The organism is Kitasatospora sp. NPDC030952 (assembly GCF_055571335.1).
This window is the reverse complement of sequence record NZ_JBVIFM010000015.1, coordinates 201,995-224,423: the sequence shown is the minus strand read 5'-3', so window position 1 is coordinate 224,423 and position 22,429 is coordinate 201,995. Positions and strand designations below refer to the sequence as shown.

At 73.7% G+C, this 22,429-nt stretch carries 25 protein-coding genes, 1 tRNA gene and 2 pseudogenes; 15 read left to right on the top strand and 13 right to left on the bottom strand.

Annotated elements, in window-relative coordinates:
- Window positions 1–69 precede the first annotated feature (69 nt).
- The 7 genes and pseudogenes from ACZ47G_RS25575 to ACZ47G_RS25545 all read right to left on the bottom strand — a co-directional run.
- A pseudogene (locus ACZ47G_RS25575) lies at window positions 70–672 on the bottom strand (SDR family NAD(P)-dependent oxidoreductase); the annotation flags it as partial.
- Window positions 673–1,565: 893 nt separating this feature from the next.
- Window positions 1,566–2,264 (bottom strand): SDR family oxidoreductase, encoded by a 699-nt coding sequence (locus ACZ47G_RS25570; RefSeq protein ID WP_465746350.1) that lies wholly within the window; start codon window positions 2,262–2,264, stop codon window positions 1,566–1,568.
- Between the two features lie 425 nt (window positions 2,265–2,689).
- On the bottom strand, window positions 2,690–3,079 hold the full coding sequence (locus ACZ47G_RS25565) for a hypothetical protein (protein ID WP_465746348.1): 390 nt from the start codon (window positions 3,077–3,079) through the stop codon (window positions 2,690–2,692).
- A 204-nt stretch (window positions 3,080–3,283) separates the two neighbouring features.
- Window positions 3,284–3,484 (bottom strand): DUF397 domain-containing protein, encoded by a 201-nt coding sequence (locus tag ACZ47G_RS25560; protein WP_465746346.1) that lies wholly within the window; start codon window positions 3,482–3,484, stop codon window positions 3,284–3,286.
- A gap of 98 nt (window positions 3,485–3,582) precedes the next feature.
- On the bottom strand, window positions 3,583–3,789 hold the full coding sequence (locus ACZ47G_RS25555) for a DUF397 domain-containing protein (RefSeq protein ID WP_465746344.1): 207 nt from the start codon (window positions 3,787–3,789) through the stop codon (window positions 3,583–3,585).
- On the bottom strand, window positions 3,786–4,436 hold the full coding sequence (locus ACZ47G_RS25550; protein ID WP_465746342.1) for a DUF5919 domain-containing protein: 651 nt from the start codon (window positions 4,434–4,436) through the stop codon (window positions 3,786–3,788). Before ACZ47G_RS25550 ends, ACZ47G_RS25555 begins: the two co-directional genes overlap by 4 nt.
- A gap of 113 nt (window positions 4,437–4,549) precedes the next feature.
- On the bottom strand, window positions 4,550–5,317 hold the full coding sequence (locus ACZ47G_RS25545) for a helix-turn-helix domain-containing protein (protein WP_465746372.1): 768 nt from the start codon (window positions 5,315–5,317) through the stop codon (window positions 4,550–4,552).
- Window positions 5,318–5,513: 196 nt separating this feature from the next.
- On the opposite strand from ACZ47G_RS25545, the gene ACZ47G_RS25540 reads away from it, so the two are divergent.
- The 4 genes from ACZ47G_RS25540 (at window position 5,514) to ACZ47G_RS25525 (ending at window position 7,019) form a co-directional block, all read left to right on the top strand.
- The gene (locus ACZ47G_RS25540) at window positions 5,514–5,714 is read left to right on the top strand and encodes a hypothetical protein (protein ID WP_465746340.1); all 201 of its coding nucleotides are present in this window, start codon (window positions 5,514–5,516) and stop codon (window positions 5,712–5,714) included.
- 11 nt (window positions 5,715–5,725) lie between these two features.
- On the top strand, window positions 5,726–5,950 hold the full coding sequence (locus ACZ47G_RS25535; RefSeq protein ID WP_465746339.1) for a hypothetical protein: 225 nt from the start codon (window positions 5,726–5,728) through the stop codon (window positions 5,948–5,950).
- A 74-nt stretch (window positions 5,951–6,024) separates the two neighbouring features.
- Window positions 6,025–6,492, top strand: a complete 468-nt coding sequence (locus tag ACZ47G_RS25530) for an NUDIX domain-containing protein (RefSeq protein ID WP_465746337.1) — start codon at window positions 6,025–6,027, stop codon at window positions 6,490–6,492.
- Between the two features lie 158 nt (window positions 6,493–6,650).
- Entirely contained in the window at window positions 6,651–7,019 is a 369-nt protein-coding gene (locus tag ACZ47G_RS25525) for a hypothetical protein (RefSeq protein WP_465746335.1), read from the top strand.
- A 205-nt stretch (window positions 7,020–7,224) separates the two neighbouring features.
- Here ACZ47G_RS25525 and ACZ47G_RS25520 read toward each other — a convergent pair whose 3' ends face one another.
- Entirely contained in the window at window positions 7,225–8,802 is a 1,578-nt protein-coding gene (locus tag ACZ47G_RS25520; protein WP_465746333.1) for a glycosyl hydrolase family 18 protein, read from the bottom strand.
- A 472-nt stretch (window positions 8,803–9,274) separates the two neighbouring features.
- Between ACZ47G_RS25520 and ACZ47G_RS25515 the strand changes: the two genes are divergently transcribed.
- The 6 genes and pseudogenes from ACZ47G_RS25515 (at window position 9,275) to ACZ47G_RS25490 (ending at window position 13,963) form a co-directional block, all read left to right on the top strand.
- A complete protein-coding gene (locus tag ACZ47G_RS25515; RefSeq protein WP_465746331.1) occupies window positions 9,275–9,754 on the top strand; it encodes a MarR family winged helix-turn-helix transcriptional regulator in 480 nt (159 codons plus the stop codon).
- Window positions 9,751–10,677: an ATP-binding cassette domain-containing protein gene (locus tag ACZ47G_RS25510; RefSeq protein ID WP_465746329.1), complete on the top strand. Its 927-nt coding sequence runs from the start codon at window positions 9,751–9,753 to the stop codon at window positions 10,675–10,677. Before ACZ47G_RS25515 ends, ACZ47G_RS25510 begins: the two co-directional genes overlap by 4 nt.
- Before the next feature lie 136 nt (window positions 10,678–10,813).
- Window positions 10,814–11,692: pseudogene (locus tag ACZ47G_RS25505) on the top strand (ABC transporter permease); the annotation flags it as partial.
- A 128-nt stretch (window positions 11,693–11,820) separates the two neighbouring features.
- The gene (locus ACZ47G_RS25500) at window positions 11,821–12,150 is read left to right on the top strand and encodes a WXG100 family type VII secretion target (protein WP_465746327.1); all 330 of its coding nucleotides are present in this window, start codon (window positions 11,821–11,823) and stop codon (window positions 12,148–12,150) included.
- A 30-nt stretch (window positions 12,151–12,180) separates the two neighbouring features.
- A complete protein-coding gene (locus tag ACZ47G_RS25495; RefSeq protein WP_465746325.1) occupies window positions 12,181–13,698 on the top strand; it encodes a WXG100-like domain-containing protein in 1,518 nt (505 codons plus the stop codon).
- Window positions 13,682–13,963 carry a hypothetical protein gene (locus tag ACZ47G_RS25490; protein WP_465746323.1) on the top strand — a complete coding sequence of 94 codons (282 nt, stop codon included), beginning with the start codon at window positions 13,682–13,684 and terminating at the stop codon, window positions 13,961–13,963. The genes ACZ47G_RS25495 and ACZ47G_RS25490 overlap by 17 nt, the downstream gene beginning before the upstream one ends.
- Before the next feature lie 236 nt (window positions 13,964–14,199).
- On the opposite strand, the gene ACZ47G_RS25485 is transcribed toward ACZ47G_RS25490, so the two are convergent.
- The 4 genes from ACZ47G_RS25485 to ACZ47G_RS25470 all read right to left on the bottom strand — a co-directional run bounded on the left by ACZ47G_RS25485 (window position 14,200) and on the right by ACZ47G_RS25470 (window position 16,776).
- Window positions 14,200–14,421: a hypothetical protein gene (locus ACZ47G_RS25485; protein WP_465746370.1), complete on the bottom strand. Its 222-nt coding sequence runs from the start codon at window positions 14,419–14,421 to the stop codon at window positions 14,200–14,202.
- Between the two features lie 84 nt (window positions 14,422–14,505).
- Window positions 14,506–16,002: an FAD-binding protein gene (locus ACZ47G_RS25480; protein WP_465746321.1), complete on the bottom strand. Its 1,497-nt coding sequence runs from the start codon at window positions 16,000–16,002 to the stop codon at window positions 14,506–14,508.
- 64 nt (window positions 16,003–16,066) lie between these two features.
- Complete coding sequence (locus ACZ47G_RS25475) at window positions 16,067–16,438, bottom strand: hypothetical protein (protein WP_465746319.1); 372 nt, start codon at window positions 16,436–16,438, stop codon at window positions 16,067–16,069.
- On the bottom strand, window positions 16,435–16,776 hold the full coding sequence (locus ACZ47G_RS25470; protein WP_465746317.1) for a hypothetical protein: 342 nt from the start codon (window positions 16,774–16,776) through the stop codon (window positions 16,435–16,437). The genes ACZ47G_RS25475 and ACZ47G_RS25470 overlap by 4 nt, the downstream gene beginning before the upstream one ends.
- Window positions 16,777–17,270: 494 nt before the next feature.
- On the opposite strand from ACZ47G_RS25470, the gene ACZ47G_RS25465 reads away from it, so the two are divergent.
- The 4 genes from ACZ47G_RS25465 (at window position 17,271) to pgm (ending at window position 20,521) form a co-directional block, all read left to right on the top strand.
- A tRNA-Tyr gene (locus ACZ47G_RS25465) sits at window positions 17,271–17,350 on the top strand.
- A gap of 126 nt (window positions 17,351–17,476) precedes the next feature.
- Window positions 17,477–18,259 (top strand): GNAT family N-acetyltransferase, encoded by a 783-nt coding sequence (locus ACZ47G_RS25460; protein ID WP_465746315.1) that lies wholly within the window; start codon window positions 17,477–17,479, stop codon window positions 18,257–18,259.
- 96 nt (window positions 18,260–18,355) lie between these two features.
- Window positions 18,356–18,655: a YciI family protein gene (locus tag ACZ47G_RS25455; RefSeq protein WP_380463353.1), complete on the top strand. Its 300-nt coding sequence runs from the start codon at window positions 18,356–18,358 to the stop codon at window positions 18,653–18,655.
- A 225-nt stretch (window positions 18,656–18,880) separates the two neighbouring features.
- Window positions 18,881–20,521: a phosphoglucomutase (alpha-D-glucose-1,6-bisphosphate-dependent) gene (pgm, locus tag ACZ47G_RS25450; protein WP_465746312.1), complete on the top strand. Its 1,641-nt coding sequence runs from the start codon at window positions 18,881–18,883 to the stop codon at window positions 20,519–20,521.
- A 234-nt stretch (window positions 20,522–20,755) separates the two neighbouring features.
- Here pgm and ACZ47G_RS25445 read toward each other — a convergent pair whose 3' ends face one another.
- Window positions 20,756–21,934 (bottom strand): MFS transporter, encoded by a 1,179-nt coding sequence (locus tag ACZ47G_RS25445; protein ID WP_465746310.1) that lies wholly within the window; start codon window positions 21,932–21,934, stop codon window positions 20,756–20,758.
- Window positions 21,935–22,074: 140 nt separating this feature from the next.
- On the opposite strand from ACZ47G_RS25445, the gene ACZ47G_RS25440 reads away from it, so the two are divergent.
- Window positions 22,075–22,416, top strand: coding sequence for an ArsR/SmtB family transcription factor (locus ACZ47G_RS25440; RefSeq protein WP_465746308.1), 342 nt, complete (start codon window positions 22,075–22,077; stop codon window positions 22,414–22,416).
- Window positions 22,417–22,429: the final 13 nt, after the last annotated feature.

Below are 22,429 nucleotides of genomic sequence, written 5' to 3'. Positions count from 1 at the left end.
GGCCGGAGCGGGACGTCGGCGGGGCCGACTTCCCGTGGCCGACTTCCCGTGCGACGGCCGGCCCGGCCGTCAGAGGGACACGGACAGCGCCACCTCCCGCCACCGGTCGAGTTCGCGCCGCACCAGGTCCGGCTTCTCCTCGACGCGCTCCACCGCGTCCGCGCCGACGGCAGGCGCAGCGGCGGCTCTTCGGCCTCCGTGACGTCGACGATCGCCCGCGCGGCCCGCACCGGGTCGCCCGGCGGGCGGCCGTCGAAGCGGACTCGCGCCGGCGGTGTGGTCGGCGACGATCGCCCGGCGCGCTGCGCGCCGGGTGCCGCTCAGGAGGCCGGTGCGCGGCCCGCCCGGCTCGACGGCGGTGACGCGGTTCCCCGGCGGCGCCGGTTCGCCGTGCGGGGCCTCGCGGATGCCCTCGGCGGCGAACTTCGAGGCGCCGTAGAGGCCGGTGGCCGCGGCGGTGGCGAACCCGGCCACCGAGTCGATGTCCAGCACGTGCCCGCCGCGCTGGGCGCGCTGGGCGCGCGGGGTGGGCGGGGTGGGCGGGGTCGCCCGCAGCGTGTCGAGCGCCCCGGACTCGTTGACGTCGAACCGCGCCCGGGCGTCCTCGTCCCCGACCTCCTCGATCGCGCCGACCAGTGCGTTGTCGGCGTTGTCGGCGACCGCGTCGATGTGCCCGGACCGGGCCGGGCCCCGTCTCGACGCTGGCTGCCGGCTGTGCGGGGTCGGTCATGTCCGCCTGCGTCGGCGGCAGTTCGCCCGGTGGGTGGGGGAAGGCCGCGCGGACCGCGGGCGTGCCGGGTGGTGGCGATCGCGCGGTGACCGTGCTCCAGTGCCGCCCCGGGTGGTCTGCGCGCCCGGGCCCCGCGACGCCCCGGTGACGAACCTCCCACTCATGCCCTCAACTCCCGTTGTCGATGGGCCGACCGGCCGGCGCCTCGACGGTGGGTCCTGGACTCGGGTGCAGCTCGACACGTGGCCGGGGCTGGAGTGGTGTTCATGGAGCTGGGCATCGGCGAGGTGGCGCGGCGTACTGAGCGTGTACACGCTGCGGTTCCACGAACGGGAGGGTCTGTTCGCCGACCCGGTGCGCGGGCTGTCCGACGGCCGCCGGGTCCACCACGAGGAGGGCGTCCGGTGGCCGGCGATCCGCACCAGCCCGGGCGCCTGCGGCATGCCGTCGGCGACGTTCCGCCGGTACGTCGACCCGGTACGGGCGGGCGAGGGCGACGAGGCCGCGCGGCTGGAGGTGTCGCGCCTGCGCCAGGAGCGGGTGGAGGGGCGGGTGCGCCGTCTGCAGGGGGCCTTGGAGGTGATGCGGGCCAGGGTGCGCGTCCATGAGGAGCGCCTGGCGCGCGGTGAGGCCGGCCGGTTGTGGAACCCCTCCCACCGGCGGGGCGGGCGTGACTCGCAGCGGGTGAGCCGGGTCTGCGGGGGGCGTGCGGCCCTGACGGGAGGCGGTGCCCGCGCCGGAAGTCGGCGGGGCGGTGCCCCGTACCGGAAAGTCGGCGGGGCCGACTTCCGGTGCGGGGGCTTTCGGTGCGGGGGCTTTCGCCCGGGGGGTGGGGTCAGCCGACCTGGCCGGTCGGCCGCACGACGAGGTGGTTGACGTCCACGCCCGCGGGTTGGTTGACGGCGAAGAGGATCGCCTCGGCGATCTGCTCGGCGCTCAGCGTGGGTGCCGCCTGGGGGCTTCCACCGCGCTCGTCCCAGAACGGGGTGTCCACGACCCCCGGGGCGACGAGGGTGACGCCCACGCCGTCCTTGGTCGCCAGGAGCCGGACGTTCTCGGCCAGGGCGTGCGCGGCCCACTTGGTGACGGAGTAGAGGTTGCCGGGCGTGTTCCTGGTGCCCGCGACCGAACCGACGATCACGATCCGGCCCTTGGACGCCCTCAGGTGCGGCAGTGTCTCGCGTACCAGCAGGGCCGGGCCGAGGACGTTGGTGAGGATCATGGCACGCATGGACTGGGGGTCGTGGTCCTCCAGGGTGCCGGGCAGCGAGAAGCCGGCGTTGGCGATCACCGTGTCCAACCGGCCCCACAGGCCCGTGACCTGACTCACGGCGGCGGAGACATGGCTCTCGTCACCGGCGTCACCGCTGATGGTCAGCAGCCGCTCCCGTGCCGCGGTGGAGGCGGCGAACGCGGCGAGCCGGTCGGCGTCGCGGCCGGTGACGGCCACTCGGTGGCCTTGCTTGAGCAGGGCACGGGCGGTGGCCGCCCCGATCCCGCTCGAACCGCCGGTGATCAACGTGACTGGCTCCATGGGACGGCCTCCTCATTCACAGCGGTATCGGCGACGCGCCGGGCGCCGGGGCGCCGAGTGCCGGTGAGCACTGATGCGGCGCATGCGGGCCGCCCCTGTGTTCACGGTGTTGTGACGCAACGTGAACACGGGGGCGGCCTGCGCCGCCACAGTGTAGATCCCGCACTGGTGGGGCCGATTTTTGCCGGGCTTCGTCCGCGCGCGGACGGGACGTTGCGCCTGGCCGAGACCGAGGCCGAGACCGAGGCCCACCCGGCCCCCGGCCCCTGGTCCCGTCCCATGCCCCTGGCCCCGGCCGGGTCCCGGTGGTCGGGTGCGGCACGGTCGCGCTGACCGTCCCCGGGGCTCGGCGGCTGTTCCACCCGCCGAACCGGCCTCGCGCCCACTGAATGACGCGGTGTCAGGTCGCGGTTGGCGGCCGGGTGCTAGAACGTGGTCCAGTCGTTGTTGTCCGGGGTGCCGAGCGTGCGGATCCGCTCGCCGTCGGCGTCGTCGAAGGTGTCCGTGGCGATCTTGAACGTGCTGCCGTCGGGCCGGACGCCGTACAGCACGACCTGCTCGTTGCCGATGCCGCTCAGCGACAGGGACGTGCAGCCACCGCGCGGGACCTCGTGCGTCGCGGAGTTGCGCTGGGTGAACACGGCGTAGGAGGAGTAGGTGCCGCCCGAGCACAGGACGAAGTTGCCCTGCTGGGCCTGGCCCACCCCGCCGCCGGGTACGGACGCGTGCGCGGCGGTGACGCCGGTGAGGCCGAGAAGACCGGTGGTGGCGAGCAGTAGGCCGGCGGCCCGGATGGTGCGGGTCTTGGTACGCATGACTCTCCTTCGGGCGATCGAGACGCGCGCTGCGTCCTGACCCGCTCAACGGGGGCATCGGCCAAGGGGGTTCACCGTGACCCGGCCGGCCCTGCCCACCCCGGGAGAGTCGGCTTCCTGCGCCCGAATGGGGAGTTGAGCCTAAGGCGGGGTGGAGATGGCCCCGCCGCCCCGGGGAGCCGGGGCGGCGGGGCACAGGCGTCGTCAGCGGGCGTCGAACTCGCCGGTGCGGACGGCGGTGACGAAGGACTGCCAAGCCGGAGGCAAGAAGTCGAGGCGGGGGCCGTCGGGATCCGTGCTGTCTCGGACACGGTCTGGGTGTGCATCGACCACTTCGATACAGGCGCCGCCGTCGTTGTTGCTGTGGCTGCTCTTGCGCCAGGTGGCACGGGAGATGGGGTTCATCGCGGTTCCTCCGGGACGGGCATCGGAGTGGGAAGTCGGGGGAGCCGACTTCCTGTGCGCGGGTGGGGAGTTGAACCTGGCTGGGGGCACAGGCGTCGTCAGCGGGCGTCGAACTCGCCGGTGCGGACGGCGGTGACGAAGGACTGCCAGGCGGCGGAGGGGAAGACGAGGGCCGGGCCGGAGGGGTCCTTGGAGTCGCGGACCGGGACGACGCCGGTGAAGCCGTCCGCGACCTCGATGCACTCGCCGCCGCCGCCGCTGTACGTGCTCTTGCGCCAGGTGGCACGGGAGTCGGGGTTCATCATGGCTGCTCCCCGGGTGGGTGGTGGAGTGGGAAGTCGGCCCCGCCGACTTCCTGTGCGCGGGCCGGGCCGGGGTAGATGTCGCGGCCCCGGGACCAGAGTTCCTCGGTGTGTTCGGCGAAGCGGTCGAACATGCCGTTCTCCCCGCCGTGTTGCAGGTGCAGCAGGGGTGAGTCGTGGCCGACCGTGCGGGCGAGGTGCGGGGTGACCAGGGCGTGCCCGTCGAAGCGGAAGACGGAGAGGCCGACGTGGTTCGGGCCGTCCTCCGGGGCACTGAAGCGGGCCTCGACGCCCTCGGCGTCGGAGAGCTTGGCCAGGTTCTCCAGCGTGACCCTGATCCGGGTGGACACGGTGAGGGCCACGTCCTCGATCTCCTCGCGCCGGCGCGTCGTGTCGGAGTCCGGATCGCCGAGGAGGAAGCGGACCCGGCAGCCGCTCTCGGCCTTGCGGCGCAGGCTCTGGAGCAGCGAGGGCTGCTCCAGCCAGACGAAGTAGTTGGTGTACCCGGCGAGGAAGACCTCGGACCGCGCCTCGGCGATCAACTGCGCCCACACCGATCGGGGGCAGGCCGACCGGTACGGGTAGACGGCGAACACCTCCCGGTCGTGCCCGGTCTTGACGTTCGCCTGGAGGAGGTTCGGCAGGATCACGGCTCATCAACCCGAGTTCTCGGCGGGGCAGGAGGGAGACGGGCGCTTGTGGCGAGGCGTTGGGGAGGCGCCGCTGCCCCGGGATGCGGGGCAGCGGCGCGTGGGTCGACCGGTCAGTTGCGGGTGCCGGGTTCTGTTGCGGGTGGTGCGCTGAACCGGGCCAGGGTTTCATCTGTCCTGGACTTGTCCAGGAGCCTGAGATCCCAGGGGCCGGTGTTCACGTCGAATTCCTTGCCGAATCCGACCCACTTGCCGGACATGCGCCGGCCGGTGGGATCGACCAGCAGCTGAATGGCCCCGTGGTAACGGGCGCCTTGGTAATAGCCGTCCTGCGCGGTCTGTTCGACCCAGGTGCCGGTGACGATGTTCCGGTCGATGGTCAGGTCGAAGGAGAGCGGGGAATCGGGGTTGGAGGACGCGGACGGAAGCGAGTGTCCGGTGATGCGGTTACCGTGCTGGGTGAGGACGACATGGTGCAGTCCGGTGAACGTGCCGTCGCGGCTGCTACTGAAGAACTCGTAGCGGCTCAGCCACACTCCGGAGTGATCGTCGCCTGTCGGTGCGGCGACCGCCTGCACCGGTATGCCCGGCTTGCCGTTGGCCATGTCGTGCCCTCCTGAGCCATCCAGGGTCACCCCTGAAGGTAGCTGCGGCGTTTTGAATCCGAGGCGGTCGACAGGAAGATTCGTGACAGCCTCAAGAGCACGAACGTACACCGGCCGGGGAGCGCGCACCTCCCCGGATTCCCAGCGCTGTACCAGGCGTTTGCTCGCCTCGTTGGGCTCGCCCTGTTGCAATCCCGCTGCCCGCAGGCGCTTCGCGAACTCGTCCTGGCTCAGACGCAGGCCGTGGCGCACGGCCCGCAGGGTCTCGTTCGGCATCGTCACGCCAACAGGTTAGATCCAATCACCGCTGTGTGACGTCTAAATGACGTCTTGTCAGTGCGCCGAAGGGACGCCTTCCCGCCGTCGCGATGGTTCCGCATCAGCAGGCACGATCGGTTTGCACCTGCGGCACGGGATTGCGTGCCGCTTGTCCGATCGAATGGCCGAAGTTCGACTGCGGAAGGTTATTGCCATGACCCATGCCCAAGTCCCCCGCCTCCACGGCTACGGCGTCCGTTGGGACACCGAGGCCCGGTGCTACCGGGTTCGCAACGAGTGCACCGGGGCGTGGCTGTGCAAGCCCGACGGTGAGCGCAGCGGCTTCTCCTCCTTCACCGAAGCGTTCTCCGCCTGGCGCCTCTTCGAGGTCCACAAGCGTGCGGGGGAGCGGTGACCCTCTCCCGCGTGACCGCCGAGCAGCGCCGGCAGGCCGCCTGCGTGCTGGACGACCTGACCACCGTCCTGGCTCTGGGCCGGGTCAACTTGCCGACCATCGAGGTGGACTGGGACACCGGCCGCTCCACCTGCGAGTACCTGCTCCACCTCACGGCCCGCCCGCTCGACCTGCTGCGCATCGTGGACCTGCTCCGCAAGGGGCTGCGCTACGAGCGCCTCACCTATGACGGCTGAACTCCTCGCCCGCCTCCTGTGGTGGGCCTGTTTCGCCCTCCTGCTGTTCTGCACCCTCAGGAAGTGAACCCCCCATGCACGACCCGCGTCTGCTCGCCAAGCCCCCCATCTGCCGGCTCGGCTGCCTCGTTCTCGTCCGTAACCAGGCCGGTGACGTCCTGCTCGTGGACCCGGACTACCTGGACGGCATGATCCTGCCGGGCGGGGCGGGCAAGGTGAACGAGCCCCCGCACCGGGCCGCCGCCCGCCACCTGCACGCCCAGACCGGCATCATCCTGCGCCTGACCCATGCCGTGGCCCTCGACTACACCCCGTCCGACCGTTTCCTGGAGCGTTTCAGCCTGGTCTTCGACGGCGGCACCGTGCGCGACACCACCCCCCTCACCGTCCCCCCGCACAAGCGCGGCCGACTGCTCGGCGCCCGCTTCGTGCCCGTGTGTGAACTCCCCCGGCACATGGCGCCCTCCCAGGCGGCCCGCGTCGCCGAAGCCCTCACCGGCCGCGCCCTGCCCCTGCTCCTGCACGGCCAGCGCCCCGACTGAGGCAGGGGGCGCCCGTTCCCGGGGCGGATGCTTCGCATTCCATCGAAGGTGCGGTTTGGGCTCTGTGGGCTCAACTCCCCGCCCTCGCCCGGTCGATGATCGGTACGGAGCGACACCCCACTGGCGGGGTTCGCCGCATCCGTCAGGAGACGACGCAGATGACGCGAAGCAAGCTCGTCCTCGGGGCCTGTGCGATCACGATGGCCCTGGCGGCCGGCGTGGGCTGGACGGCGCAGGCCGACACCGCCGACGCGCGGCAGGACGCGCAGCCCGCCTCCGCCCGGGCCGTCGCCGGCTACCAGCTCGTCAGGCTGGACAACGCCAACGTGGGCAACTTCCAGCGCCGCACCGTCAACTGCCCGAACGGGAAGCGGGCCCTGGGCGGCGGCGCGGAGGCGAGGGGCAACAACTCGGTCCTCAACGGCAGCTTCCCGAGCGACGACGGCAGGGGCTGGATCGGCGTCGGCCACCAGCCCGGCGAGAACAGCGTGGGCATCAGCGTGTTCGTCATCTGCGCCGACGCCTGAGCCCGGGTCCGACCCGACCCGGGACCCGATCCGGGACCTGATACGGGTGTGGCCCGGGGTCTGGCCCGGGGGCTGACCCCGGGCCGGGCGCCAGGCGCCTGGCGCCCGGCCCGGAGCGGGGGCGGGAAGGGCCCGGCCGCACCGGCCGGGCCCTTTTCCGCTGCTCGTCCGCGCCGCGTCGCCGCGTGGACGGCACGGGGGTCGGTCAGCTGGTCCTGCCGGTGGTGTAGAGGGGCTTCATGTCGACGACGGTGGCGGTGGCGGTGTGGCCGAGGCCCTCGCGGGCGGCGTTGGCGAGCAGGCCGGAGTCGGCGTCGGCCCGGTAGGCGTACAGGCCGCCGAGGCCGTTGGCGCGCGCGTACTCGGCCTTGGCCCTGACGGTGCGCGGGGTGTCGAGGGAGATGAACACGCCGCTGTCGGCGTTGAACAGGAAGTCCGCGTCCGCGGTGGTGTCGGTGTGGAGGGTGAAGCCGCCCCGGCCCTTGCCGGCTTCCAGGTCGAGGTAGTTGCGCAGGACGTCGGCGTGGGTGCTGCTGCCGGACTCGAACGTGCCGACGGTGGTGGCCGTCCCGCCCGCCTGGTGGGTGCCCGTCAGCGGGGAGGTCTTGTGGACCTTGGCCCGGCGGGCGTTGCGGGTGTGGGTGGCGTAGGCGAGGTGGATCTTCCTGGGGTCGATGTGGAGTTCGTTCACCAGGTAGCCCACCGCGTCGTCCAGGCTGGGGTGCTGGGCGGCGTCGGGGTCGCGGCGCAGCGGGGTGTGGTGGCCCAGGGTGGGGGAGGCGGGGGTGGCGGGGGAGGTGGGGGTGGCGAAGAGGTCGAAGGCGAGGAGGTCGATGCGCTCGGCGCCGGCGTCGACGAGGAGGGGGATGTTCATCGCCTGGAGCTTGTCGATGCCGGCGGGCGCGGTGATGGCGATGCGGGCGTCGGGGAGCTTGCGGCGGATGTCGCGGATGAGCGCGGCGTAGTTCTCGGGGTCCTCGGGGCCGAAGTCGTTGCCGGGCGCCGTGCCTTCGCTGCCGGGCCACTGCCAGTCGAGGTGGAGGGTGGTGAACCTCGGGAACGCGCCGAGGATCCGGGCGAGGGAGTCGGCGAGCTTCTCGCGGCTCCCGGGCTCCTTGGCGATGTGGTGGAAGGCCTGGCTCATCTCCCGGCCGCCGACGTTGAGGCCGACCTTCAGCTTCGGGTTCTTCTTCACCAGGCCGGCCACCGCGCCGAGCAGGCCGTGGGCCCTGTCCTGCTGGAAGTCGGCGGCCGTGTCCAGGTCGACCCAGCCGTCGAAACCGAAGCCGGTGTAGGCGGAGAGGTCGCCCCACGCGTCGGTGAAGGTCGCCTTGCCGCGCTGGCCGGGCAGGTCGCCCTCGTGCGAGGCGATCTTGAAGTCGACGGCCGCGCGGTTGATGGCGTCCTTCCACTCGCCCCGGTCGCCGATGATCCCGACGGCGCCGACGACGAGCTCGTCGAACGCGTCGGCGGGCATCCGCGCGATGTCCCCGCCCCGCCCGCCCTCGCGGTAGTCGACATTGGTGTCGCCGGCGTGGTCGCCGTAGCGGGAGTCGTAGGCGGCGGCCGCGTCCACGTACCCGGACAGGGTCAGGCCGCCGCCGCCCTGGTAGGTGTTGAAGACCCGCTTGGCGACCCGGTGCGGGGTCCAGGAGAGCCTGGTGTCCTCCTTCGCCGGGTCGAAGCCGTTCGCCTGGTAGGTCTTCTCGGCCGCGTCCTTGCCCCGGACCTCGCCCTTCCCGACCTCGATACCCGGGTCGGAGGCGTTGACCAGATCGCTCATGACGAATCCCCTCGGTGACGCATGTCGGTGACGCATGTCGGTGTCGTTGTCCGTCGGCCACCGGCCGGGGCCCAGGGACGCCTCGTACGGAGGGCGTCCCGCCCGCGGGCCGCCGTGCGGCCCGAACGGCGTGTTCCGGACGCATCCTCGGTGGCGGCCGGTCGGATCGGCGGGACGGCACCCGATCTTCACTCGAACGGGTGAGGCCGCGGCGCGTCCCACCGTTCGCCCGCGACCGGCAGCGCGTCCGCGACCAGGCGGGGCGGGGCGGGACGGGGCGGGGCGAGTCGCTGACCGTGACGATCCCACCCACCGGGGTCACCACGGCCGCGGCCGGTGCGGATACGCCCCCCGACGGCACCCAAGTCCGCCGAGCACGAACCGAGTTGGCCCCCGCCCCCGTCCGCCCCCGTCCGACCCCATCCGCCCGCCCCCTCGACACATACCTCTCACTGAGAGCTAAAATGAGGAGGTGACCACGCGAGCCCCCGACCACCCCGGCACCGCCCTCGCCGACGACTTCTCCGCCCTCCTCGTCGGCATCCAGCGCCTGCTGCGCCGCCGCCTGCGCCGCCGACTGGAACAGCCCCGCCTGCGCGGCGCCCAGGTGGAACTGCTGCGCCTGGTGACCGACACCCCCGGCCTGCGGGTCTCCGCGGCTGCCGAGGAACTGTGCCTGGCCGGCAACTCGGTCTCCACCCTGGTCAACCAGCTCGTCGCGCAGGACCTGCTGCGCCGCGAGCCGGACCCCGCCGACCGGCGCGCCGCCCTGCTGTACGCGACCGAGGCCGCCGAGCAGCGCATCGAGGCCTGGCGCTCGCAGCGCCGCGCCCTGATGGGCGAGCTGGTCGCGGGCCTGCCCGAGGGGGACCGGGCCGCGCTGGCCGCCGCCCTGCCCGCCCTGCGGAAGGTCGCCGAGGGCCTGCGCACCCTGCCCGAGGAGGAAGCGTGACCAGCGGTGTTGCGGCGAGCGGCATGACCGGCGGTGCGACCGGCGGCGTGGCCGGTGGTGCGACCGGTGGCGTGGCCGGTGGCGTGGCCGGCGAGGAGCAGGCCGTGGTGTGCCAGGGCCTGGAGTACAGCTTCACCCACGGCCGCGGCAAGACCACCCGGGCCGTGGACGGCATCGACCTGACCGTGCGTACCGGCGAGGTGTTCGGCCTGCTCGGGCCCAACGGCGCGGGCAAGACCACCACGATCCGCGCGATCACCACCCTGCTGCCGGCCGGCGCGGGCATGGTGCGCGTCTTCGGCCACGACGCCGCCCGCCGCCCCATGGAGGTGCGCCGCCTGCTCGGCTACGTGCCCCAGCAGCTGTCCGCCGACGCCGGGCTGACCGGGCGCGAGAACGTCGCCCTGTTCGCCCGGGTCTTCGACGTGCCGCGCGCCGAACGCGCCCGCCGCGTCGCCCAGGCGCTGGCCGCCGTCGACCTCACCGACGCCGCCGACCGGATGGCCGCCACCTACTCCGGCGGCATGGTGCGCCGCCTCGAACTCGCCCAGGCCCTGGTCAGCGCCCCGCGCCTGCTGGTCCTGGACGAACCCACCATCGGCCTGGACCCGATCGCCCGCACCGGGGTGTGGGAGCGCGTGGACGCCGTGCGCCGGGCCACCGGCATGACCGTCCTGGTCACCACCCACTACATGGACGAGGCCGACCGCCACTGCGACCGCATCGCCCTGATGGACCGTGGCCGCATCCGGGCCCTGGGCACCCCCGCCGAACTCAAGGACCGGGTACGCCGGGAAGGCCAGGACGAACCCACCCTGGACGACGTGTTCCGCCACTTCGCCGGCCGCGACCTGGCCGACGCCACGGAAGGAGACTTCGGCGATGTCCGCCGTACCCGCCGCACGGCCAACCGCGTCGGCTGAGCCCCCCGCGAACGCCACCGCGAACGCGAACGCCGACACGAACACGACCGCCGACACGAACACGACCGCGAACACGAACGGGACCGCCGACACGACCGCGAGCGCGAACACGAACACGACCGCGAACACGAACGGGACCGCCGACACGACCGCGACCGCGAGCGCGAACGCGAACGCGACCGCGAACGGGAAAGCGCCCGCGAGCGCCCCCGGCCTCGACCTGCTGCTGGTGCCCCCGCGCGCCCGCACCGGCTGGCGCCTGGTACCCGCCCGGGTCGGCGCGATGTGCGCGGTGGAACTGCAGAAGCTGCGCCACGACCGCACCGAGCTGTACACCCGCGCCGTCCAGCCCGCCCTGTGGCTGCTGATCTTCGGCGAGACCTTCACCCGGCTCAAGGCGATACCCACCGGCGGCATCCCCTACCTGGACTACCTGGCACCGGGCATCATCGCCCAGTCCGCGATGTTCATCGCGATCTTCTACGGCATCATGATCATCTGGGAGCGGGACTCCGGAGTCCTCACCAAACTCCTGGTCACCCCCACCCCGCGCGCCGCCCTGGTCACCGGCAAGGCCTTCGCCGCCGGCGTCAAGGCCGTCCTGCAGGCCGTCGTCGTGGTGCTGATCGCCGCCGTACTGGGCGTCGCGATGACCTGGAACCCGCTGCGCCTGCTCGGGGTGGTGGTCGCGGTGCTGCTCGGCTCGGCGTTCTTCTCCTGCCTCTCGATGGCCATCGCCGGGATCGTCCTCACCCGCGACCGCCTGATGGGCATCGGCCAGGCGATCACCATGCCGCTGTTCTTCGGCTCCAACGCCCTCTACCCGGTGGACCTCATGCCGGGCTGGCTGCAGGCCGTCAGCAAGGCCAACCCGCTCAGCTACCAGGTCGACGCCCTGCGCGGCCTGCTCATCGGCACCCCCTCCCACCTGCCCCTGGACTTCGCCGTCCTGGCCGCCGCCACCCTGGCGGGCATCGCCGCGGCCTCCGCCCTCCTGGGCCGCCTGGCCCGCTGACCGCGGCACCCCCCCGTCCGGGCCGGGGCGGACGTGACCGTTATCACGTACCAAAACTGAAGCCTCGTCAGCTCGTTGACTGGTCTGACCACAAGAATGGTTGGTCGACGGACAGTACGGGGGATGCCGTGGGTGATGACGCCGCGAAGGCCGGCGGTCCGGAGTTCAAGATCCGGCCGGGTGAACTGAAGGACGCCGCACCGACCTTCGAGAACCAGAGCAAGGCCCTCGAGGAGGCGCTCGACAAGCTCGAGCAGAGCCTCACCGCAGCCGGCAGCCCCTGGGGCGGCGACAAACAGGGCAACGAGTTCGCGGCGGCCTACAACACCCCGCACGACCATGTGCTCTCCGCGCTCGACGTCCTGGTCAAGGGCCTCGGCAGCATCGGCGGGGGGCTGAAGGCCCACGCCGACAACCACACCGGCGCCGACAGCCACGCCAAGAACCTGCTGCCGTGACCCGCCGCAGCTCCGACGAAGGGTCGGCCGGTGGGTGAGTCCACGGTCGCCAAGGCCGTCCAGAAGCTCACCGGCATGTGGTGGCCCGATGCCGACCCCGACAAGCTCCGTACGGTCGCCGACGCCTGGGACGCGATGGCCACCGCCCTCGACAACGTCACCGCCCCCACCAACCAGGCCGCCGCCGCCATCGTCGCCAACAACCACGGCCCCGCCATCGACGCCTTCGGCACGTTCTGGGGCCGGTACTACGGCGGCAAGGACAGTGCGGGCAAGGGCAAGGGCTGGCTCCCCGAAACCGCCGACGCCTGCCGCGCCCTGGCCAAGGCGCTGCGCGACTTCGCCCACGAGGTGGACAAGGCGATCAAGAAGCTGGAGGAGGAGGCCGCGATCGTCGGCGGCACCCTGGTCGTCGGCACCGCCCTGGCCTTCTTCACCGCCGGCATCTCCGAAGCCGCCGCCGGAGGCGCCGCCGCCGCCATCGTCGCCACCGCGGCCGGCCTGGGCGTGACCGTCTCCGAGGCCATCGCCACCATCGCCGCCACGGTTCTTGTCGGCGCCGCCTTCGGCGCCGTCGAGGCCATCACCGTGGACCTCGCCGTCGCCCAGCCCATCCGCGTCGAGTTCTTCGACGACGGCGGCTACAGCCTCACCGAGGCCGTCGACTCCGCCGAGACGGGCGGCATCATGGGCGGCGCCGGCGGCGGCCTCGGCGCCGGCGCCCGCGTCGTCACCAACGCCGCCGAACGCGCCGAGAACGCCTCCGTCGCCCTCGCCGGCCTGGCCAAGGTCGCGGGCGCCGCCGACACCCTGCCCGGCCGCATGATCACCGGAGCGGGCCTCTCCGTAGGCTACGACGCCGAGTTCAAGACCGGCCCCGTCATGCCCCTCGACGTCGTCGTCGGCGCTGCCGGCGGCGCGACAGGACCACGCGGACGGTCCGGCGACTACGCTCCACGCGGCCCGAAGCATGCCAAACCTGTCGAGCTGCCGATGCCCGGCAAATTGCCGCTCGAGTACGTCGAGGACCATCCGAGCATCGCGAAGGTGAAATCGGAGCTGGCCCGCGTTCCGGACGACGTCTTCAACAAGGTCTGGGCTCATCTGAAAGAAGTGCCGGGCGGCGGCGTCAGCATCGGCCCCAGGCCCGTCACGCAGCTTCCAGGCGGCTACCACCTCGCCGGCGTCAGCCCGGTGGGAGGAACTGCACCGGCAGACTACATACCGGGTATTTACATACCTGGCCAGCGTAGACTCCTGGTCAATTCAACTGCCGAGACGCCCAGTAGTGTTGCTGTCCATGAGTTCGGGCACGCGGTCGACGAGGCCTATGGCAACCTGAGCCGCCAGCCGGAGTGGCTGCATGCGCGACAGCAGGTCCTGGACCGGATCGGCAGCAATCCAAACTTGGATGCGTACCTCCGCCAGCCGCACGAGTACTTCGCTGAGGCGTTCAATCACTGGACCGCCAAGACGCTGGACAAATTCACGTACGGCGACCGCGAGGCGGCGCAGATCCTGGAGGAGTACTTTGAGCGAGCATTCTGAGAGCTACCACGTCACCGGGAACCCGATGCTCGACGCGAATGGCGTCACCATCTGGCAGCGGTACGGCGGAAGGGCCCCGGAGGGGTACTTCTACGACGGGTGGCACAAGTTCGTGCCGGGGGACCCCCGCTACGACGAACTCCTCCCGCAGGCACGGCAGAATCCGCAGGACGTGGAGGAGAGTACGGCCCCGATCTACCCCGAGACCATGGCCATCCTGGACGAGATGCAGCGCAAGACGCGGGAGCGCAACGCGGGCCACTAGCACGGCCGCCGGCGCGCGGAGCACGGGCGCCGGGCGGGCTCCGCGCGCGGGTGGGGCGGTCAGGGGGCGGTCAGGCGGGCGGTGGGGGCCGGGTGGTGCGGCCGGTGACGAGCTGGTCGCGGATGCGGGCTGGGACCTGGGGGCGAAGCGGGGCGGCACCGTCGACGGCACGGTCTACGACCCCGACCGGGTGGACGCGGCGGCGGCCTTCGGTACCTCGGAGATCCGGACCGTCGTCAACGGCAACAAGGACACCCCGGACCACCTCCACCTGCCCCTGGTGCGGTTCCGCGTCCCGGCCGGCGACGGCGAGGCCCCCCGGCCCCGAGGGGTCCGGCCTCACGGTCACCGTGCGCCCGCTGCCCGGCGAGAGCGCGCGCCCGCAGGCTTCGACTCCTCCCGCGGCCGCGGCGCGGCGAGGGCTGGGTGTAGGGGCAGACGGGGCCGCGGCGGCCCAGGTCGCGGTGGGCATGGCGGCCCAGCCGGAGGCCGGCCGGCCCGCGCGGGGCCCTGCCGCGAGGGGCAGGGCCCCAGGAGCGGCCTCAGGAGCCGTGGATGCCCTGGCCCGGGGCCAGGATCCCCGCCGGGTCGAAGCGCCGCTTGGCCCGGCGCACCCGCTCCCACAGCCCCCCGTAGTGCCGCGCCCAGTCCGCGCCCGTCATCCCCGGCACCGCCCCGATCAGGTACCGCTTGCCGCCCAGCTGAACCGCCCGCTCGTACAGCCGCCGGTTGCGCTCCAGCATCCGCGCCACGTCCGCCCCCGGCGCCGGGAAGGCCAGCAGGTCGAAGTGCCAGCCCACCGGAGCGTCCGGCAGCACCGCCAGCGGGGTGCGCACCCTCTCCCGCGCGTACGGGTAGAACAGCAGCAGCCCCGCCCCCAGGTCCTCGGCCGTCAGCTCGGCGGCCGCCTCCCGCATGAACACCCCCGCCGCGGACGCCGGCAGGAACAGGCTCAGCCACGGCTTGGGCAGCCCCCACAACCCGGCCGAGCGCAGGTACCCGGCGAAGGCGTCCACCCGGAACGCGTACTCGCGCCAGCCCTGCTCCACCACCCGCGTCTCGCCCGCCACCGGCGACAGCCCCGCCAGCAGCGCCTCCCGGTCCACCGCCCGCCCCGCGTCCCCGTACGCCACCAGCTCCGCCGTGTACCGCCACCGCCCGCCGTCCGCGCTGCGCACCACGTTGCCGACCTGCAGGTCGAACCGGCCGCCGGCCAGGACCTTGTGCTGGTCCGCCAGGTAGGCGTCCAGGTCGTCGTAGGCCAGGGTGAACACCGTGGCGCGCTCGCGCGCCGGCACCAGCGCCAGCGTGGCCCGCACGATGACGCCCGCCTGCCCGCCGCCGCCCAGCACCGCCTCGAACAGCTCGCGGTTGCGCTCGCGCGAGGCCGTCACCAGCTCACCGGTGCCGGTCACCACCTCCACCTCCCGCACCGTGTCCGTCTGCAGGCCGTGGTGCTGCACCGCGCCGCCGATGCCGCCCACGCTCAGCGTCCCGCCCACCGACAGGTGCAGGTAGTCCGTCAGCACCGGCGGCACCCAGCCGATCGCCAGCCCCGCGTCCACCAACCGCGCCCAGGTGGCGCCGGCCTCCACCACGGCCAGGCCGGGCGTGAGGGAGACGATCCGGGCCAGGCCCCGGGCGTCGATCGCGATGCCGCCGCGGGGGTTGGCCTGGCCGTAGCTGGAGTGCGACTCCAGCCCGGCCGTGCCCAGGGCCGCGGCGTCCCCGCTCTGCCCGTTGACGGCCACCGGGATGCGGTGGCGGGCGGCGAAGGCCACCGTCCGCTGCACGTCGCGCACCGAGGCGGGGCGCAGCACCGCGCGGGGAGCGGCGCTGACCAGGTGCCCGAAGTCGCCGCAGAAGCGTTCCAGGCCCTCGCCCGCGAGGGTCACGCCGCCCTCCAGGGCGGGCAGTTCGGCGACATCCGCGCCCGGCTCGGCGGCCCAGGCACGGGCGGCGGTGTTCCAGCCGACGACGACGGCGCCGGCGCCGGCGCCGGCGATCAGGGCGCGGCGGGACAGGCCTGACCTGCTCATCTAAGGTTTCTCCGATCAGTCGTCACACAGGGGGATCGTTGTACCGCAACCATCCCGCGCCCACCTACCGCACCGCACGCCCCCCGGGGCGCTCCCGCGCCGGTCGTTGCTCCTGTTCGTCCAGCCGCCGCAGCGCGTTCAGCGCGAACTCCCCGTACCGGCCCTGGTGGCGGGGCCCGTCCGGGGGGATGTGCGCCGCCGCCTCCACCGCCTCCCGCAGCAGCGCGCGCCGCGCCCCGGGCACGCCGTCAAGCCGCGGATCGCGGCTGAGCTCCAGCAGGACCCGGGTGAGCTTGAAGGCGTGGACGTGCGGGGTGACGGCGAACAGCGTCCGGTACACCCACAGGCCCTCCTGCCCGTCCAGGACCCACCGGTTGGAGCCCAGCAGCCGCACCCGCGCCGCCAGCACCAGGTCCTCGTGCGGACGGCCCGTCACCGGCTCACCTGGCCCAGCCGGCGCTCGATGTCCCTGAGTTCGGCCACCGAGTACTCCCACATCCGCCGCTGGTGGGCGGGCGCGTCCGCGGGGATGCGGGCGGACGCGGCCCGCGCCTGCGCCAGCAGCGCCTGCCGGGCCCCCGGCATCCGGGCCGCCCGCGGGCTGACCTCGCTCAAGTCCCGCAGCACGTAGGCGAGTTTGTAGGCGTAGACGTGCGGGGTGGCGGCGAACAGGATCCGGTAGACCCGCAGCCCCTCCTCGCCCTCCAGGATCCGCTCGTTGTGGCCCATCAGCCGCACCCGCGCCGCCAGCACCAGGTCCGTGTGCACGCTCATCCGCCGTGTCCCCCTTCGTCATCGCGTCTTCCGGTACCCCACCCCCTCTCGCGCCGCGCCAGGGCACGCCAGGGCACGCCGGGGCACGCCGGACCGCGCACCGGCCGCCCGGGCAAGCGGGCGTCGGCACGTGGGCCGCGGAGGGGGAGTGGGGTGTCGCACGAGTGTGCGCGGTGCGCGGGGGCGGCGGCAAGACGGGAAAAGGGTGTGCTGCGTCCTACCGCAACCCTTGCCTGACCTGGCAGGATCGGGGTCGGCACCCTCCCGGGGCCGGGGCCGGAAAACCGGTTGCGCCCCGGGATCCCCACACGGCACGCTGGTCGCGGAACACACCGACGCAGTGCACACCGACGCAGTGCGGGGAGAGAGGGGAGCGCGCCGATGACCACCAGCGGCAATCGCCATCGCCCCCGCCCGCGCGCGTTCGGCTATCACCCGGCGCGCTGAGCGTCCCGTCCTGCCCGCGCCGCGGGCGAGGGCGTCGACGCACCCCCGGGCGAGCTGGGCACTGGAGAGCCCAAGGGCCTGTAAAGCCCCCGCTCCGGCTGTGGCGGTTCGAATCCGCCCTCGCCCACCGCACCCCACCGCACCCCACCGCACCCCACCGAGCCGCACACCCGTGCTTGCCCACGGGTGGCCCAGCGGGCCCGTACCGGAATTGGCCCAGGCAACGGGTCAATTCGGCACTACCGTAGGCACCATGACCACCGCACCCACCGCAGCGCCCACCGCGACCGGCCAGAACGCCTCCCCGGCCCGGGCGCTGACGCTCCAGGCCCGCAACTCCGCCGCCTTCTGGGCCGCCACCGGCCTCAGCCGCGGCCACGAGGTGATCCGGCGCCGCGGATTCGTCGCCGTCGACGGCGACCAGCGCGCCGGCCTGCGGATCCTGATCCAGGAACCCGGCCTCGACCCGGACGAACTCGCCGAACTGAGCGCCCTGACCCGCCGCGCCCCGGGCCCGGTCAACGCCGAGGACCCCTTCAGCGCCACCGACCTGAGCCACCTGGGCCTGCGCAACTGGCAGATGCCCGTCATGCTGCGCCCGCCCGGGCCCCTCGGGCTCGAAGGCGAACCGGCGCCCGGCGTGATCCGGGTACGGCGCCCCGAGGACCTCCAGGCGGCCGAGCGGGTCGTGATCGAGGGCTTCGAGCTGACCGGCTTCCAACCCCACCGCCCCGGCGAGCTGTTCCCGGCGGCGCTGATCGGGCAGCCGGGCGTGGACGTCTTCCTCGCCACGCGCGACGGCGTGCCCGCCGGAGCCTGCGTCAGCGTCGTCCACGAGGGCGTCGGCAGCCACTACTGGGTCGCCACCTCCCCGGACTTCCGCTCGCGCGGCGTGGGCCGGGCCGTCATGCTCGGCTCCCTCACCGCCCTGGCACACCTGCCGCTCACCCTCACCGCCTCGAAGCTGGGCCGGCCGCTGTACGAGTCGCTGGGCTACACCGCCGTGGCGCCCTCGACCTGGTGGGCCTCCCGGTGAACCCCGCCCGCACGGTGAACCCCGCCTCCCGGTGAACCCCGCCCGCACGGTGAACCCCGCCGCCCCGCCGTTCGGCCGGGCGGCTAGCCTGACGGCATGTTCGTACTGGAGTTGACGTACACCGCCCCGATGGAGCGGATCGACGAGGCGCTGGCGGAGCACGTGCGGTGGCTCGACGGCCACTACGCGGCGGGCACCTTCCTCGCCTCCGGGCGCAAGGTGCCGCGCGACGGCGGGGTGATCCTGGCGGCCGGGCAGGACCGCGCCGCGATCGAGGCGCTGGTGGCCACCGACCCGTTCGTGCGACGGGGCCTGACCGAGTACCGGGTGACGGAGTTCCTGGCCACCGTCACCGCCCCCGCACTGGACGGCTACCGCCAGCAGCTGCCCGCCTGAAACGCCTCCTGAAGCCGGCGGCCCCGCCGGCCCCGTCCGCCTGAGAAACGCCCGCCTGAACCCGGCCCGCCCGGCCGAACCCGGGGGCCCCGTCCGGCCCGGGCCGCCCCACGTGCCCCGAACGCCCCCGCGCGGTTCGGGGCACGGTCGCGTTCTGGCTACGATCGGTGAGCGCGGGGCGAGGACGTAACGCGAGTTTTCGTGGATTTCGGCGGGAGAAGACGGATGGCACACGCACGGGCCGGGCAGCCGGCGCAGCCCGGGGACCTGGTGGACGTGGCACGGCTGGTGACGGCCTACTACGCGCTGCGCCCGGATCCGCAGGAGGTGGCGCAGCGGGTCGCGTTCGGGACCTCCGGGCACCGGGGCTCCTCGCTGGACGCGGCGTTCAACGAGGACCACATCGCCGCGACCACGCAGGCGATCTGCGAGTACCGGGCCGAACAGGGCGTCGCGGGCCCGCTGTTCCTGGGTGCGGACACCCACGCCCTGTCCGAGCCGGCCAAGGCCACGGCCCTGGAGGTGCTGGCGGCCAACGGCGTGCAGGTGCTGATCGACGCCGCCGACGGCTACACCCCCACCCCGGCGGTCTCGCACGCGATCCTGGCCCACAACCGGCGCAGCCCGCGGGCGCTGGCCGACGGCATCGTGGTCACCCCCTCGCACAACCCGCCGCGCGACGGCGGCTTCAAGTACAACCCGCCCAGCGGCGGCCCGGCCGGCTCCCAGGCCACCGGCTGGATCCAGGACCGCGCCAACGAGCTGATCCGCGAGGGCCTGCGCGGGGTCAAGAAGGTCCCGTACGCGCGGGCGCTGGCCGCGGCCACCACCGGGCGTCACGACTTCCTGGGCGCCTACGTCGAGGACCTGCCCTCGGTGCTGGACCTGGACGCGGTGCGCTCGGCGGGCCTGCGCATCGGCGCCGACCCGCTGGGCGGCGCCTCGGTGGCCTACTGGGGGCGCATCGCCGAGACCCACCGCCTGGACCTGACCGTGGTCAACCCGGTCACCGACCCGACCTGGCGGTTCATGACGCTGGACTGGGACGGCAAGATCCGCATGGACTGCTCCTCCCCGGCCGCGATGGCCTCCCTCATCGGCCGCAAGGACGAGTACGCCATCGCCACCGGCAACGACGCCGACGCCGACCGGCACGGCATCGTCACCCCCGACGGCGGCCTGATGAACCCCAACCACTACCTGGCGGTGGCCGTCGACTACCTCTACCGCCACCGCGCCGACTGGCCCGCGGACGCCGCCGTCGGCAAGACCCTGGTCTCCTCCTCCATGCTCGACCGCGTCGCCGCGGGCCTGGGCCGCGCCCTGGTGGAGGTCCCGGTCGGCTTCAAGTGGTTCGTCGACGGCCTGCTGGAGGGCTCGATCGCCTTCGGCGGCGAGGAGAGCGCCGGCGCCTCCTTCCTGCGCCGCGACGGCGGGGTGTGGACCACCGACAAGGACGGCATCCTGCTGGCCCTGCTCGCCGCCGAGATCACCGCCGTCACCGGCGCCACCCCCAGCGCCCGCTACCGCGAACTGACCGAGCGTCACGGCGCCCCCGCCTACGCCCGCGTCGACGCCCCCGCCGACCGCGAGCAGAAGGCCCGCCTGGCCCGCCTGGCCCCCGAGCAGGTCACCGCCGGGCAGCTCGCCGGCGAGAAGATCACCGCGGTGCTCTCGCACGCCCCCGGCAACGGGGCGGCCATCGGCGGCCTGAAGGTCTGCACCGACAACGCCTGGTTCGCCGCCCGGCCCTCGGGCACCGAGGACGTGTACAAGATCTACGCCGAGTCCTTCCTGGGCACCGACCACCTGGCCCAGGTCCAGCGGGAGGCCCGCGCCCTGGTCGGCGACGTCCTCGGCGCCTGACGCGCACGCCCGTCCGGCCCCGGACCCCGGGCCCGTCCCCCGGACCCCAGGCCTTGGGGGACGGGGCCGGACCGCAGGGCCGGGGGAGCGGGGCCGGACCGCAGGGCCGGGGGAGCGGCTCGGGGGGCGGGGCCGGGGAACACGCCGTTCCCCGGCCCCGGATCCGGGGTCCGGCGCCGGGGAACGGCCCGGTGCTCGGGCCCGGCGCTCAGGCCCGGTGCTCGGGCCCGGCGCTCAGGTCCGGGCGGCAGCGGCCGCCCCCGGCCGGGCGGGGGCGCGCTGGTCGCGGGTGGTGGCCGCCGCCGTGGCGCAGGCCACCAGGGCCAGGGCCGCCGCGGCGAGGGGGAACCAGCGGGTGCCCAGCAGGGCGATGGCCGCCGAGCCCGCGACACCGCCGCCCGCCGTGCCGAGGTAGAGGGCGCTGCTGTTGAGGGAGATCAGCAGCGGCGCGTTCGCCGGGTCGAGCGAGGCCAGCCGGTGCGGCAGCGCGACCGACACCGCCCAGCCCGCCAGCGGCACCACCACCGCGTACGCCAGCGCCCCCGGCATGCCGCGCCCCAGCCAGGGCAGGGCGGCGAAGGCGCACGCGGCGACGGCGGAGCCGGCCAGCAGGACGGTGCGCACCCCGGTGCGGTCGACCAGGCGTCCGCCCAGCCAGCTGCCGGCCACCGACATCACGCCGGTGGTGAGCAGGACGAGGCTGAGCTTGTCGGCGTCGCCGCCGGTGGCGCCGTGGACGGCGGTGGCGAGGTAGATGTAGACGCTCTGGAAGGCCAGGAAGAAGGCGAGCGTGGTGGCGGCGGCGCCCAGCACCCGGCGCCGGCCCAGCGGGGCGAGGCGGGCGGCGAGGGTGGGGGCGGCGGCGGGTGCGGGCAGGTCGCGCAGCAGGGCGGCGAGTCCGGCGAGCGCGGCCAGGCCGAGCGCGGTGACCAGCCACATCGTCAGCCGCCAGTCGGTGCGTCCGACCCAGGTGCCCAGCGGGACGCCCAGCGCGGTGGCCACCGTCATGCCGCCGAGCACGGTGGCCAGGGCCCGTCCGCGCCGTTCGGGGGCGACCAGGGTGGTGGCGACGGCGTTGGCGGTGGGGGTGTAGAGGGCGGCGCCGGCGGCGGCCAGCACCCGGGTGGCGAGCAGCAGTTCGTAGCTGGGGGCGAGGGCGCTGAGGGCGTTGGCGGCGCTGAAGACGGTGAGCGCGGTCAGCAGCAGGCGCCGGCGCGGCCAGCGGGCGGTGGCGGCGGCCAGGGGCGGGGCGAGCAGGGCGTAGCCGAGGGCGAAGACGGTGACCAGCTGGCCGGCGGCGCCCACCGACACGCCCAGGTCGTCGGAGACCGGGCCGAGGATGCCGGCCACCACCATCGAGTCGGTGCCCATGGCGAAGGTGCCGAGGGCGAGCAGGAGCAGGCGTACGGGCACGGAGAAGCCCCCCGGAGTAATTGTTGGACAAGCATGCAACGGTTTGATGCTCGCCAAACAATCGGGGATTGGTGGATGATTGTCAAACCATCCCCGCCGCTGGCCGTCCCCCACGGGACCCGAGGACCGGAGCCGACCCCATGACCGACGACGAACGGCTTCCCCAGCCCCCCACCGCCGACATCGACCTCGTCACCGTCCTGCACGCCCTCGGCGACCCCGTGCGCATGCGCCTGCTGCTCAGCTACGCCGACGGCGCCGAACACTCCTGCTCCCCCCGCGACCTGGGCCTGGACCACCTCCACAAGTCGACCGTCTCCCACCACATGCGGGTCCTGCGCGAGGCCGGCGTCACCACCACCCGCGTCGCCGGCCGCAACCGCTTCGTCAGCCTGCGCCGCACCGACCTGGACGCCCGCTTCCCCGGCCTGCTGGACGCCCTCCTCACCGTCGCCCTCCCGGCACCCGTCCCGACCCCCTGAACGGCCCGGGGGC

Coding starts and splice junctions, on each gene's coding strand:
- ACZ47G_RS25570 (WP_465746350.1), bottom strand. CDS start 2,264: ATGGAGCCAGTCACGTTGATCACCGGCGGTTCGAGCGGGATCGGGGCG.
- ACZ47G_RS25565 (WP_465746348.1), bottom strand. CDS start 3,079: ATGCGTACCAAGACCCGCACCATCCGGGCCGCCGGCCTACTGCTCGCC.
- ACZ47G_RS25560 (WP_465746346.1), bottom strand. CDS start 3,484: ATGAACCCCATCTCCCGTGCCACCTGGCGCAAGAGCAGCCACAGCAAC.
- ACZ47G_RS25555 (WP_465746344.1), bottom strand. CDS start 3,789: ATGATGAACCCCGACTCCCGTGCCACCTGGCGCAAGAGCACGTACAGC.
- ACZ47G_RS25545 (WP_465746372.1), bottom strand. CDS start 5,317: ATGCCGAACGAGACCCTGCGGGCCGTGCGCCACGGCCTGCGTCTGAGC.
- ACZ47G_RS25540 (WP_465746340.1), top strand. CDS start 5,514: ATGACCCATGCCCAAGTCCCCCGCCTCCACGGCTACGGCGTCCGTTGG.
- ACZ47G_RS25530 (WP_465746337.1), top strand. CDS start 6,025: ATGCACGACCCGCGTCTGCTCGCCAAGCCCCCCATCTGCCGGCTCGGC.
- ACZ47G_RS25525 (WP_465746335.1), top strand. CDS start 6,651: ATGACGCGAAGCAAGCTCGTCCTCGGGGCCTGTGCGATCACGATGGCC.
- ACZ47G_RS25520 (WP_465746333.1), bottom strand. CDS start 8,802: ATGAGCGATCTGGTCAACGCCTCCGACCCGGGTATCGAGGTCGGGAAG.
- ACZ47G_RS25480 (WP_465746321.1), bottom strand. CDS start 16,002: ATGAGCAGGTCAGGCCTGTCCCGCCGCGCCCTGATCGCCGGCGCCGGC.
- ACZ47G_RS25470 (WP_465746317.1), bottom strand. CDS start 16,776: ATGAGCGTGCACACGGACCTGGTGCTGGCGGCGCGGGTGCGGCTGATG.
- ACZ47G_RS25460 (WP_465746315.1), top strand. CDS start 17,477: ATGACCACCGCACCCACCGCAGCGCCCACCGCGACCGGCCAGAACGCC.
- ACZ47G_RS25455 (WP_380463353.1), top strand. CDS start 18,356: ATGTTCGTACTGGAGTTGACGTACACCGCCCCGATGGAGCGGATCGAC.
- pgm (WP_465746312.1), top strand. CDS start 18,881: ATGGCACACGCACGGGCCGGGCAGCCGGCGCAGCCCGGGGACCTGGTG.
- ACZ47G_RS25440 (WP_465746308.1), top strand. CDS start 22,075: ATGACCGACGACGAACGGCTTCCCCAGCCCCCCACCGCCGACATCGAC.